The 12,930-nt window shown below is 66.4% G+C and carries 10 protein-coding genes; 5 read left to right on the top strand and 5 right to left on the bottom strand.

Translation table 11 applies throughout. The features are described from left to right. Positions 1-12 precede the first annotated feature (12 nt). Genes LVB87_RS02475 through LVB87_RS02455 form a run of 5 tightly spaced genes read left to right on the top strand, consistent with a single transcriptional unit; the run spans position 13 to position 4,479 of the window. Entirely contained in the window at positions 13-861 is an 849-nt protein-coding gene (locus tag LVB87_RS02475) for a TauD/TfdA family dioxygenase (protein ID WP_232899339.1), read from the top strand. 19 nt (positions 862-880) lie between these two features. After that, the gene (locus LVB87_RS02470; RefSeq protein WP_232899338.1) at positions 881-1,936 is read left to right on the top strand and encodes a 3-keto-5-aminohexanoate cleavage protein; all 1,056 of its coding nucleotides are present in this window, start codon (positions 881-883) and stop codon (positions 1,934-1,936) included. Between the two features lie 10 nt (positions 1,937-1,946). After that, on the top strand, positions 1,947-3,263 hold the full coding sequence (locus tag LVB87_RS02465; protein WP_232899337.1) for an MFS transporter: 1,317 nt from the start codon (positions 1,947-1,949) through the stop codon (positions 3,261-3,263). Next, complete coding sequence (locus LVB87_RS02460; RefSeq protein WP_232899336.1) at positions 3,260-3,904, top strand: DsbA family oxidoreductase; 645 nt, start codon at positions 3,260-3,262, stop codon at positions 3,902-3,904. The genes LVB87_RS02465 and LVB87_RS02460 overlap by 4 nt, the downstream gene beginning before the upstream one ends. After that, complete coding sequence (locus tag LVB87_RS02455) at positions 3,901-4,479, top strand: alpha/beta hydrolase (RefSeq protein ID WP_232899335.1); 579 nt, start codon at positions 3,901-3,903, stop codon at positions 4,477-4,479. Before LVB87_RS02460 ends, LVB87_RS02455 begins: the two co-directional genes overlap by 4 nt. Here LVB87_RS02455 and LVB87_RS02450 read toward each other — a convergent pair. From LVB87_RS02450 to LVB87_RS02430, 5 genes are all read right to left on the bottom strand, one after another. Next, the gene (locus LVB87_RS02450) at positions 4,458-6,095 is read right to left on the bottom strand and encodes a 3-(methylthio)propionyl-CoA ligase (protein WP_232899334.1); all 1,638 of its coding nucleotides are present in this window, start codon (positions 6,093-6,095) and stop codon (positions 4,458-4,460) included. The two genes, LVB87_RS02455 and LVB87_RS02450, sit on opposite strands and share 22 nt — an antisense overlap. A gap of 1 nt (position 6,096) precedes the next feature. Next, positions 6,097-8,505: an MMPL family transporter gene (locus LVB87_RS02445; RefSeq protein WP_232899333.1), complete on the bottom strand. Its 2,409-nt coding sequence runs from the start codon at positions 8,503-8,505 to the stop codon at positions 6,097-6,099. A gap of 5 nt (positions 8,506-8,510) precedes the next feature. Then, positions 8,511-9,587 carry a YCF48-related protein gene (locus LVB87_RS02440; RefSeq protein WP_232899332.1) on the bottom strand — a complete coding sequence of 359 codons (1,077 nt, stop codon included), beginning with the start codon at positions 9,585-9,587 and terminating at the stop codon, positions 8,511-8,513. 81 nt (positions 9,588-9,668) lie between these two features. After that, complete coding sequence (locus LVB87_RS02435) at positions 9,669-11,027, bottom strand: DUF1329 domain-containing protein (RefSeq protein ID WP_232899331.1); 1,359 nt, start codon at positions 11,025-11,027, stop codon at positions 9,669-9,671. A 12-nt stretch (positions 11,028-11,039) separates the two neighbouring features. Then, entirely contained in the window at positions 11,040-12,878 is a 1,839-nt protein-coding gene (locus tag LVB87_RS02430; RefSeq protein WP_232899330.1) for a DUF1302 domain-containing protein, read from the bottom strand. Positions 12,879-12,930: the final 52 nt, after the last annotated feature.

Raw genomic sequence — 12,930 nt, 5'->3', positions numbered from 1 at the left:
CGGAACGCCGACATGCGCATCGATTTGTTGACCTGTGCGATCGGAGCCGAGGTGTCCGGCATCTGGCTGGCCGACGCCATCCACGACGACGACCTGTTCCATTTCCTTCGCCAGTTGCTGGTGAAGCACCGGGTGTTGTTCCTGCGCGACCAGAAGATCACGCGCGCCCAGCACGTGGCCTTCGCACGCCGCTTCGGCGAACTCGAAGACCACCCCGTGGCAGGCAGCGACCCGGACCATCCGGGTCTCGTGCAGATCTACAAGTCGCCGGACAAGCCCAACGATCGTTACGAGAACGCGTGGCACACCGACGCCACCTGGCGCGTCGCGCCGCCGTTCGGTTGCGTGCTGCGTTGCGTGGAATGTCCGCCGTCCGGCGGCGACACGATGTGGGCCAACATGGCCCTCGCCTACGAAAACCTGCCCGAACACATCAAGCAACAGATCGCGGGCCTGCGTGCGCGGCACAGCATCGAAGCGACGTTCGGCGCGGCGATGCCGATCGAAAAGCGCCTCGCGCTGAAGGCGCAGTTCCCCGATGCGGAGCATCCGGTGGTGCGCACGCATCCGGACACCGGCGAGAAGATCCTGTTCGTCAACGCCTTCACCACGCACTTCACCAACTTCCACACGCCCGACAACGTGCGCCATGGCCAGGAATACGCACCCGGTGCGCAGCACCTGCTGCAGTACCTGATCAGCCAGGCCCACGTTCCCGAATACCAGGTGCGCTGGCGCTGGTCGCCCGACAGCGTCGCCATCTGGGACAACCGCAGCACGCAGCACTACGCCGTCATGGATTACCCGCCCTGCCATCGAAAGATGGAGCGCGCGGGAATCATCGGCGACGTGCCCTACTGACCCGCAACGGAAAAACACCATGCACTTCCTCGATGGATCGCTGTTCCCCGAGAACCAGCAGAAGCTCGTGATCACCGCCGCGCCCTACGGCCCGGAGTGGATGCCGTCCGATTTCCCGGAAGACATCCCGGTGACCATGGAAGACCAGATCCAGAAGGCGGTCGACTGCTACAACGCCGGCGCCACCGTGCTGCACCTGCACGTGCGCGAACTCGACGGCAAGGGCTCCAAGCGCCTGTCGAAGTTCAACGAACTGCTGGCGGGCATCCGCGCGCGCGTGCCGGACATGATCCTGCAGGTCGGCGGTTCGATTTCGTTCTCGCCGGAAGGCGACGGGTCCGTGGCGAAGTGGTTGTCCGACGACACGCGCCACATGCTGGCGGAACTGGAACCGACGCCGGACCAGGTCACCATCGCCATCAACACGAACCAAATGAACGTGGTCGAGCAGATGTGCGAAGCCGACCTGAAGGGCACGAGCCTCGGCACGCCGGAAGGCTATCGCGCGTATCGCGAGATGACGATTCCCGCGGGCCCGGAATGGGTGGAGGAACACATCCGCCGCCTGTCCGCCAAGGGCATCCAGACGCACTTCCAGCTCGCCAACATCACGCAGATCGAAACGGTCGAGCGCATGATGCGCCGCGGTTCCTGCAACGTGCCGCTGATCCTGACGTGGGTGGCCATCGGCGGCGGTTTCGACGCGCCGAACATCTACAACCTGGCGAACTTCGTCCGCGCCTGCCCGGATGGTTCGGTGCTCACGCTGGAGTCGTCGATGCTCAACGTGCTGCCGCTGAACATGATGGCGATCGCGATGGGCCTGCACGTGCGTTGCGGCAACGAGGACAACATCTGGACGCAGCGCCGCGACCGCAAGATGGGCAGCATCGAACAGATCGAACAGCTCGTCCGCATCTCGCGTGAGTTCGGCCGCGACATCGCCACGCCGAACGAAGCGCGCGAGATCTACAAGATCGGCACCTTCTACAAGAGCGCCGAGGAAACGCTGGCCGAGAACGGCTTCGCCCCGAACCGCAAGCCCTTCTGGAAGGGCGTTCCGTTGACCGCCTGAGTCGCACCCCATGGCCCACTACTCCATTCCCGACGCTGGCAACGACGATCCCGGCGCACGCATTCCGCGCCGCTATGCCTGGGTCGTGTTCGCGCTGAGCTTCGGCCTGCTGTTGTCGGACTACATGTCGCGGCAGGTGCTCAATGCCGTCTTCCCGCTGCTCAAGCACGAGTGGGCGTTGTCCGATGCACGGCTCGGATTGCTGAGCGGCATCGTGGCCTTGATGGTAGGCGTGCTGACGTTCCCCTTGTCGCTGCTCGCCGATCGCTTCGGGCGCGTCAGGAGCCTGACGCTGATGGCGATCGTCTGGAGCCTGGCGACGCTGGCCTGCGGGCTCGCGCAGGCGTATCCGCAGTTGCTGGTGGCGCGCTTCTTCGTCGGCGTCGGTGAAGCGGCGTACGGCAGCGTCGGCGTCGCGGTGGTGTTGTCGGTGTTCCCCAAGCACATGCGGGCCACGCTGACCGGTGCGTTCATGGCCGGCGGCATGTTCGGTTCCGTGCTCGGCATGGCCTTGGGCGGCACCGTGGCCGCGCACCTTGGCTGGCGATGGGCCTTCGCGGCGATGGCGTTGTTCGGCCTCGTGCTGGCGGTGCTGTATCCGATCATCGTCCGCGAGAAGCGCATCGCACCGTCCGATGCACCGCGCGCGACGACCACGCCAGCGGCGCGCGTTCCCTTGCGCAGCCTGGTCAACTCGCGCTCGGTGATCGGTGCGTACATCGGCAGCGGTCTGCAGTTGTTCGTCGGCGGCACCGTCATCGTGTGGATGCCGAGTTACCTCAATCGCTACTACGCGATGGCCACGGATGCTGCAGGCGCGGTGTCGGCCATGATCGTGCTGGTGAGCGGCGTGGGCATGGTCGCCTGCGGCATGCTCAGCGACCGCCTGTGCCGCAATGCACCGTCGCGCAAGTTCAGCCTGGCCATCGCCTGCAGCGTGTCCTGCTGTGTGTTGCTGTCGCTGGCGTTCGCGCTGCCGCACGGGACGCTGCAGTTGGTGATGGTCGCGTTGGGGATGTTCATGGCCGCCGGCACGAGTGGCCCGGCCGGTGCGATGGTCGCCAACCTCACGCCGACGCCGATCCACGGCACCGCGTTCGCGATGCTGACCCTGGTCAACAATCTGCTCGGCCTCGCGGCGGGGCCGCTGGTCACCGGCGTGCTCGCGGATGCGTTCGGGCTGTCGGTTGCGTTCCAGCTGGTGCCTTTGATCAGCGTGGTTGCGGCATCGGTGTTCTTCTTCGCCAAGCGCCATTACCTCGCCGACGTCCAGCAAGTGGGGCGTCCGCTGCAGACGTTTGGCGTGGGCGTGGAGGCCACGACGTGAGCGATGGCGGAGCGCGCAATCCCGCCCGGCTCGCGATCGGCATCCACTTCGACCTGATCTGTCCCTGGTGTTTCATCGGTAAACGCCAGCTCGCCGAGGCCTTGCGCCGATTCGCGGAACAAGCGCCGGCCATCGCGGTGGAGTCGGTGTGGCATCCCATGCAGTTGCTGCCCGACGTGCCGGAGCAGGGGCTGCCCTTCGCCGAGTTCTACCAGCGCCGACTCGGTTCCGCCGATGCGGTGCAGCAGCGGCAGCAACAAGTCGTCGCGGCCGCGCATCGTGTCGGCCTGTCGCTCGACTTCGCGCGGATCCGGCGCATGCCCAACACGGCGCGTGCGCATCGATTGCTGCGCCGCGTGGAATCCCTGCGCCAACCGGCCCTGTACGACGCGTTGCTCGAGCGCCTGTTTGCCGCGTATTTCCAGCGGGGCGAAGATATCGGCGATGCCGCGACGCTATGGACGCTGGCCGCCGAGGTCGGCGTGCCCGCCGTGCTGCGTGACGACACGACGCCGGCTGGTGCTTCCTCGCCGCCCGGGGTCGCGGGCGTACCGCATTACGCATTCAACGGCCAAGTGACCGTGTCCGGTGCGCAGGATCCCGGACTCCTGCTGATGGCGATGCACAAGGCCGCCGCATGATCACCGACGCCACCGTCCTCATCGTTCCCGGCCTGCGCGAGCACGTGCCCGATCACTGGCAGACGTTGCTGGCGGCCAAGCTGTCGAAGGTGCACACCGTTCCGCCGCTGGAAACGGACAAGCTCAGTCGTGCCGCACGCGTTGAAGCCCTGGACTGCGCGGTGCGTGCGATCGAGGGCCCGATCCTCTTCGTCGCGCACAGTGCGGGCGTGATGATGGTGGCGCACTGGGCGCTGCAGTCACGGCGTCCGATCAAGGGCGCGTTGCTCGCGACGCCCGCGGACGTCGAGTCCCCGTTCCCGCCGGCCTATCCGACGACCGACGTCCTGCGCGAACACGGCTGGCTGCCGATCCCGCGCACGCCGCTTCCGTTTCCGAGCATCCTCGCGGCGAGCACAAACGATCCGCTCTGTGCGTTCGATCGCGCGCAGACGCTCGCGAACGCATGGGGCAGCGTGCTGGAAGACCTCGGCCCCGTCGGCCATCTCAATCCGGCGGCGGGGTTTGGCGTGTGGTCACGGTCCCTGGAACTGATCGCCAGGCTCGACGCGCTTCATCCGTCCGGGAATCGATAGTCGCGGAACTGTTCGCGCAGCCTGGCCTTGTGCAGCTTGCCGGTCGCGGTGTGCGGCAGTTGCGCCACGAACACCACATCGTCGGGCAGCCACCATTTCGCGACGCGACCATCGAGATAACGCAGCACGGTCTCCCGCTCCAGCACCTGGCCCGGCTTGGTGATGACGACCAGCAACGGGCGTTCCTGCCATTTCGGATGCGCGATGCCGATGACGGCGGCTTCGGCGACCAGCGGATGGCCCATCGCGACGTTCTCCAGCGCGATGGAGGAGATCCATTCGCCGCCTGACTTGATCACGTCCTTCGAGCGGTCGGTGATCTGCATGTAGCCATCGGCATCGATGGTGGCCACGTCCCCGGTATCGAAGTAGCCCTCCTCGTCGAGTATCGGTGCGTCTTCCTCGCGGTAGTACGCACGCGCGACCCACGGTCCGCGGATCTTCAGGTGACCGGCGGCCTCGCCGTCGTGCGGCAGGCGGCGACCCGTGTCGTCGGTGAGCTTCAGGCTGACGCCGAAGACCGCGCGCCCTTGCTTCGCCTGCGCCGGCAAGCGCTGTTCCAGCGGGAGCGCGCGGTGCTTGGCCAACAGGTTGCACACGGTGCCCACGGGCGAGGTTTCGGTCATGCCCCATGCGTGCACGACCGAAGCACCGAAATCGCGTTCGAACGACTCGATCATCGTGTGCGGTACGGCGGCGCCGCCGATCACGACGCGACGCAGCGCCAGTTCGACGGACGGCGCCAGTCCATTGGACGCGGCGTGCTGCAGCAACATCATCCACACCGTCGGCACGCCCAATGCCAGCGTGACGCCTTCGTCCCGCAGCAGCTGGTACACGCTCGCACCATCCAGCGCAGGCCCGGGCAGCACGAGCTTGGCACCGCTCATGGCGCCGGCGTACGGCATGCTCCAGGCGTTGACATGGAACATCGGCACGACGAGCAATGCGGTTTCGTCGCGCGAGAGCGCCAGGTTGTCGACCGTGCACGCGCCCAGGGCATGCAACACGGTCGAACGGTGCGAATACAACACGCCCTTGGGCATGCCGGTGGTGCCCGAGGTGTAGCACAGCGACGCGGCCGTGCCTTCGTCCAGGTCGGGCCAGGCGTAGTCGTCGGATTGCGCTGCGAGCAGGTCTTCGTAACACAGCAGATCGGGGAGGGACGACGCGGGCATGTGCGCGCGATCCGTCATCACCACGAAGGCGCGCACGCTCGACAGGCGCGGCGCCAGGCTTTCCACCAGCGGGAGGAAGCCCAGGTCGAAGCACAGCACCGCGTCTTCGGCGTGCCCGATGATGTATTCGAGCTGCTCCGGGAACAGGCGCGGGTTGACCGTGTGCAGCACGGCGCCCATGCCCGACACGGCGAAATACAACTCCATGTGCCGGTAACCGTTCCAGGCCAGCGTGGCGACGCGTTCGCCGCGTTGCACGCCCAGGGCCTCCAACGCATTGGCGAGGCGTTGCGCGCGGCGACGGACCTGGCCGTAGGTGCTGCGATGGATCGGGCCTTCGACGGTGCGCGAGACGATCTCCGCACCCGGGTGGCAGCTCGCCGCATGTTCGATCAGCGAGGACACCAGCAGCTTGTGTTCCTGCATCAGTCCGAGCATGTCAGGCCTCCACCTTGCGCAGCAGGAAATGCGAGAGCGCGGGAATGAGGACCAGGGCGCCGATCATGTTCCAGACGAACATGAAGGTCAGCAGGATGCCCATGTCGGCCTGGAACTTGATGGGCGAGAACGCCCACGTGATGACGCCCGCGGCCAACGTGATGCCCACCAGCGCCACGACCTTGCCGGTGAACATCACGGCGCTGCGATAGGCGGCGGCGAGCGGCAGGCCGTCGCGCTGTTTGCGCAGCTGCACGCTGAGCAGGTACAGCGCGTAGTCCACGCCGATGCCGGCGCCGAGCGCGATGACGGGCAGCGTGGCGACCTTGACGCCGATGCCGAGCCCGACCATCAGCGCTTCGCACAGGATCGAGGTGAGCACCAGCGGCAGCACCGCGACGATCACCGCGCGCCAGCTGCGGAAGGCGACGAAGCACAGCAGCGCCACCGCACCGTACACGTACAGCAACATCGAACGGCTGGCGCGACTGACGACCTGGTTGGTCGCCGCCTCGATGCCCGCCGAACCGGCGGCCAGCTTGAACGTCACGTCCTTGTCGTTGTTGCGCGCGGCGAAATCCTCCGCGATGGCGCTCACGCGCTTGAGCGATTCGGCCTTGTGGTCGGACAGGAACGCGATCACGGGCAGCACCGAGCACTCGGTGTTGAACAGATCGGGATTGAGCACCGTGGCCTGCTGGCCCGAGTAGTTGATGACGTCCTGGTTGCGGTTGATCGTCATCCACTTCGGATTGCCTTCGAACGAACCGGCGGTGATGTTGCGCACGGCATCGGCGAGGGAGACCGTCGCCTGCACCGAGGGATCCTGCTGCAAGGCCCAGCCCAGGCGATCGGCCTGTACGAGCGTGCGGTAGTTGAGGCAGGCGTCCTTCTTCGTCCGCACGATCACGGCGAACAGATCGCTCGACAGCGCGTAGTTCTTCGTGATGTAGCCGTTGTCCTGGTTGTACACCGAATCCTTGCGCAGCTCCGGCGCGCCCGGATCGAGGTCGCCGACCTGCAGGCCGCGACTGACCCACAGGCCGCCGACGGCAAGCACCACCGCGCAGGCGATCGCGGCTGTGGCCCAGCGGCGCTCGGTGAAGCGATCCAGCACGTTCCACAACTTGCCGAGTCCGCGACCCTGCGCCTGTTCGTCGTCTTCGCGCAGGCTGCGCGCGGCCGCCTTCGGGCTGACGCCGACGTAGGACAGCAACACCGGCAACAGGATGAGGTTGGTGAACACCAGCACGCCGACACCGATGCTGGCGGTGAGCGCGAGTTCCTTGATCACCGGGATGTCGATCGACATGAGCACGGCGAACCCGACCACGTCCGCGAGCAGCGCGGTGAGGCCGGCGAGGAACAGACGACGGAACGTGTAGCGCGCCGCGACGAGGCGATGCGTGCCGCGCGCGATGTCCTGCATGATGCCGTTCATCTTCTGCGCGCCATGGCTCACGCCGATCGCGAAGATCAGGAACGGCACGAGCACGGAGAACGGATCCAGGTCGAAGCCGAGCAGGCGCACGAGGCCGAGCTGCCAGGCCACGGCGACGATCGAGCACGCGACCACCAGCACCGTGCTGCGCACGCAGCGCGTGTACCAGAAGATGATCAGCCCGGCGATGATCGCAGCGCCGAGGAAGAAGCTCGCGACCTTTACGAGGCCGGAGATCAGGTCGCCCGCCAGCTTCGCGAAGCCGATCACGTGGATCTTGATCTTTCCGTGGCCGGCGGTTTCGTACTTGGCGCGCACGCGTTGCTCGAGCATCTTCGAGAACGCGTGGTAGTCGAGCGGCTTGCCGGTGTCGGCGTTCTTGTCGAGCAGGGGCACGAACACCATGCTGGAACGGAAGTCGTTGGCGACGAGGTTGCCCACGATGTTGGCGCGGCGGATGTTGAGCTTGAGCGCATCCACGGAGTCCGGCGTGCCGTCGTAGTTGTCGGGCATCACCGGCCCGCCGACGAAACCCTCCTCGTTCACCTCGCTCCAGCGCACCGCGGGCGTCCAGATCGACTTCATCCACGCGCGGTCGACGTCGGGCATCAGGAACAACTCGTCGTTGACCTGCTTCAGCGTCTCCAGGTACTGCGGGTCGAAGATGTCGCCCTGCGTGTTTTCCACGACCACACGGACGGAGTTGCCCAAACCGCGCAAACTGTCACGGCTTTCCAGGTAGTTCCGGATATATGGGTGGCCGTGAGGGATCATCTTCTCGAAGCCGGCGTTGACCGACAGCTTCGTGGCCTGGAAGCCAAGCAGCAGTGTCAGCAGCGCACAGGCGAGGACGATCCACAGCCGGTTGTTGAAGATCGCGCGCTCGAACACGTGGCCGGAGCGGTGATCGAAGTCCTCGATCGAGCGGACGACCGGCATCTCGTCGAGCCGGGGAGGGGACGTGTTCAAGCGCATTACCTCGGAAGACGGATCGATTCGACGCGCACGCCGCGCAGGCCGCTGAGGACCAGCACGTCGCCTTCGACGGCGAGGCCGGTGTACGGCATCGGTTGTTTGGTCGCGACGCGGCGGAAGTGCACGCCGTCGTCATCGCTCACCAGCACATCGCCTGCCTGCGAACAGAGCAGCAGGCGGCCGTCCGGCAACACCTGGCTGCCGGTGATCGAAGCGGTGATGCCGGTGTCCACCTGCTCCCAATGCGCGCCGCCGTCGCGCGAGCGGTACGCCGTGCCGCGCATGCCGTAGGCGAGCACGAGGCCGGGCTTGGTGAGCAGGCCGAAGTAGCTGCCCTCGTACGGCGTCTGCACCGCGGCGAAGCGGCCGGTGGCGGGATCCAGGTGCAGCATCAGGCCTAGCTCGCCGGCGACGTACACGCCGTCGCTGCCGCCGCGGATGCCATACAGGTGGTAGAAGCGCGGGTTCTCGGTGCGATCCACCCAGGGTTCCCAGCTCTCGCCGCCGTCGCGCGTGTGGAAGATCAGGTTGTAGGCGCCGACGACGTAGCCTTCGCGCGCATTGGCGAACCACACATCGAGGAACGGCCGGCTCGGGCCGTCGCTCATCGCGCGATCGGCTTCGGACTTCAGCGCTTCGAGGACGGTGGGATCGGTCCCGGCGGGCAGGTGTTGCACGCGATCCAGGACGAGCTTGTTGGCGCGTCGGCCATCGAGCTGGAGCGTCCAGGTGGCACCGCCGTCGCGCGTGTGCAGCACGACGCCTTCATGGCCGACGGCCCAGCCCGACTTCGCATCGACGAAATGCAGCGCAGTCAGGTCGGCGCTGACGGGCACTTTCGCCTGCTGCCAGGACCGGCCGAGATCGTCGGAAAAAATGATGTGGCCGCGCGCACCGGCGGCGACCAGGCGCTTGCCTGCCACTGCGGTGGCGAGCAGCAAGCGTTGCGATGCGAGCGCGCTGGTGGCGGCAGGTTGATCGAGGACGTCGACGAAGCCGTGCGCGGGCGCGATGGAGGCGACCAGCAGGGTCGCAAGGCCAGCCAGTGCGGCCAGTCGGAATGCGGGGGTGTGCATGGGAGGACTTCTTGAGCAAGAGAGCCTGCGGCGGCGCATGGCCGCCGCAGGCCGTGAACGTCTAGCGCGTTGCGATCAGCTTCAGCGGATGCCGGCACCCGCCAGCGCATCCGGCGACCATTCCTTCGCCGGCATGGGATCGCTGTAATGGATCCCTTCGTACGGACCCATGAGGAAGCTGATGTTGTAGACGCCCGAGGTCAGGTCGTAGAACACCTGCGTTTCGGCGTTGGGCGTCTTCGTGTCGTAGCTCGGCGACATGTGCGCGAAGGAAGCGCGGTACAGCTTGCCGTTGGCGTCGTACTGGTCGGCGGCCAGGGCGGTCCAGCTGTCTTCGTCGAGATAGAACGTGCGCTTGTGGTAGATGTGGCGCTTGCCCGGCTTGAGCGTGGCTTCCACCACCCACACGCGGTGCAGTTCCCAACGCACGAGGTCGGGGTTGACGAAGTGCGGCTTCGTCACGTCCGCGGCCTTGTTGTGGTAGGTCAGCGCATAGTCGTTGTACGGGACCAGCATTTCCTTCTTGCCCACGAGCTTGAAGTCGTACCGGTCCATCGCGCCGTTGAACAACCACGCATCGTCGTACGTCGCCGAACCGGCGGTACCGGGGTTCGGCGTGTCGTACGAGATGTCCGGCGCGAGCTTCACGCGACGCTGGCCCGGCAGGTACAACCACGCGCGGCGCGGACGCTTGAGCGGGTTGACCACGTCCACCGCCATCAACGCTTCGCCGGCGCGGCGCGCCGGGGCGTTGTAGAAGATCTTGGTGCGGAAGTAGACGTCGGTTTCCTGCGCGGGCTGCGTGTTCTTCGGGTCGTAGTACGGGTACTCGACGAACAGCTTGCCGCTGGTGGCCAGCGCCGGCGTGCCGGAGGCGTCCACGTTCCAGTTGTCGTACTTGAAGGTGCTCGCCACGCCGACGTAGCGCAGCAGGTGGTTCCACATCGCTTCGAAGCCGGTCTTCGGGATCGGGAACGGATAACCGCCGATGGCGCCGGAAATGCCCAGGCCGCCGTTGCTGGTGGTGGCGCGCGTCGCATTGGCGAGCGTGTTGTCCAGCACGCGATCGGGCAGGGCGACGGTGCGGTGCGTCGGATAGACCTCGATCTTGTAATCGGGGTACTTCTTCAGCAGCGCCTGCGTGCCCACGGTCAGCTGGCCTGCGTACTGCGCCATGTTGCTGCCCGTGATCACCAGGCGCGGCTTTTCCTTCGCGAACGGATCGACGCGGATGCCGCTGCCTGCCTTGAAACCGGCCGGCGCCGTGGTGAGGCCACCGGTGTAGGCCGGGATCGTGCCGGCGGCGTTGCCGCCCGGTTCTGCGCCCACGCGCGTGAGCGTGGTGCCGAGCTGCTTGGCTTCCTCGGCTCCGACGCCGGCATGGGCGGCGCCGACCACGGTCAGCAGCGCGCCTGCCAGGAGAGTTTTCGTGAATGTCATCGTGTGTTTCCTTTACAGCGTGGTCTTGAAGGTGAAGGCCAGGAAGCCGCGGTCGGTCAGCAGGGAATTGGCGCCCGCGTTGGAGCTGATGGCGCCGGCCGTGTTGAGCGTGGTGTCGCCCATGAAGTCGACGTACTTCAGGTCGAAGCGGTACTTGGACTGCAGGTCCATCGCCACGCCGATCGAGTAGCTGCCGGCGCCTTCGTTGCCGCCCAGCAGCACGGCGGAGTTGCCGCTCAGGCCGCGCGAGAAGGAAATCGGCATCGAGATGTCGGCACCGGGGAACATCTGGAACTTCGTCGGCGTGAAGTTGAACGCGATGCCGTAGAAGTCCTTGGTGACCTTGTCCTGCGGCGTCACGAGCGCGCCGTTGGGGCCGACCACCGTGTAGTTGCTGCGACCCTTGAACACGCCGGCGTTCTGGGTGACGTCGCTCCAGTGGTTCCAGGTCAGTTCGACGATCAGGTTCGCCGAATCCCACACGCTGTTCTCGGAGAACGTCGAGAAGGTGTTGAGCACGCCGTGCCAGGTGTTGCCGCGCGCGCCGCCGGAATTGCCGCTTTCGGGCATGCCGAACAGCGTGCCGGCCGGCAGGACGGGTGCCAGTCGCGCCAGCGAAGCCGGCAACACGCTGTACGTGTCGCTGAGCAGCGGCATGTTCTCGCGGTAGTTCACTTCCGCGCCGACGCTGGTGCCCCACAGGTTCTTCGACAGGCTCAGGCCCGAGATCTTGATGCCGTCCGCGTAGGCGGTGCCGTACTGGCCGATGTTGCCGGAGAGGATCTGCGGGACGGTGGCAGCCGACGGATTGATGTAGCAGGTGGTCGCGCCGAGCGGCGTCAGGCCCAGCGCGGAGCACAGGGCGGCCGGCGTGCCCGGACGCACGGCCGGGAGGGCGTAACCCTGCGGCAGGATGTCGGCGGTCTCGCGGTAGTACAGGCCGATCGTGCCGTCGAGCCACGACGGGCTCCAGCGGGCGTTGACACCCCAATCGCCCGTCTTGTCCGGGGTGACGTCCGCGCCGCGGCGCAGCAGGTTCACACCGTTGGGATTGCGGGGCGTGACGGCCGCCGGCCCGAAGATGAAGGACTCGCCACCGCGCAGCAGGTAGTCGTTGAAGCCGAGGAACGAACCGGCTTCGGGGATGCGCGCCTGCTCCCAGTCGAGGAAGTACTGCGCCGCGAAGGACAGCTCGGGCGTCGCCTGCAGCTGGATCGAGACGGCATTGCGCGGGAGGAACAGTTCCTTGGCCTCGGTGCCCGGCACGGAGAACTGCTTGCCCAGGTCGAGCGCCGACTGGCCGTAGCTCAGGCTGTGCACGGGGCTGAGCATCGCTTCGCCCCAGAACACGGTGTGGCGGCCCGCCTTGACGTTGACCGGCATGTCGCCGATGTCGAACTTGGCGAAGGCGAAGGCGTCGAGGATTTCGCCGCCCGGACCGCGGAAGTAGTTGTCGGTCTGGTGGGACAGGCCCAGGGCCTGCCGGTCCTGCACGATGTGGTTGGACGAGACCAGGTGGTTGTTGTCCAGGTCCTCGTAGGCCGCGTCGTACCAGCCCGCGCCGCTGATGCGGAAGCCGTAGCGGTCCTTCCAGATGAAGTCGAACTCGGACAGCAGGTCGAAGCGCGCCGAGACCAGGCCCTTGTCGAAATTGCGGTCGCCGTCGTCGTAGTTCGCGCTATTCAGGATATTCGCGTCCTGCCCTTCCACGCGCTGGGCGAGGTTGAAGCGGAGCGTGTTGTCCCAGCGCATGGTGACGTCCGGGTTGCTGGTCTTGATCTCGGCCGCACCGGCAGTCCCCATTGCCGCCAGCGATGCCGCGATCACCGTGCCCAGCAGGCGCTTCGACATTCGCGTCGGCGCTTTTGTTGTGTTGTTCAAAGACCTCACTGCAACCTCCCCC

This window comes from Lysobacter sp. KIS68-7, assembly GCF_021284745.1.
In the GTDB taxonomy this organism is placed as follows: domain Bacteria; phylum Pseudomonadota; class Gammaproteobacteria; order Xanthomonadales; family Xanthomonadaceae; genus Noviluteimonas.
Note: the sequence above shows the minus strand (reverse complement) of the source record. Positions and strands in the feature narration are given on the sequence as shown.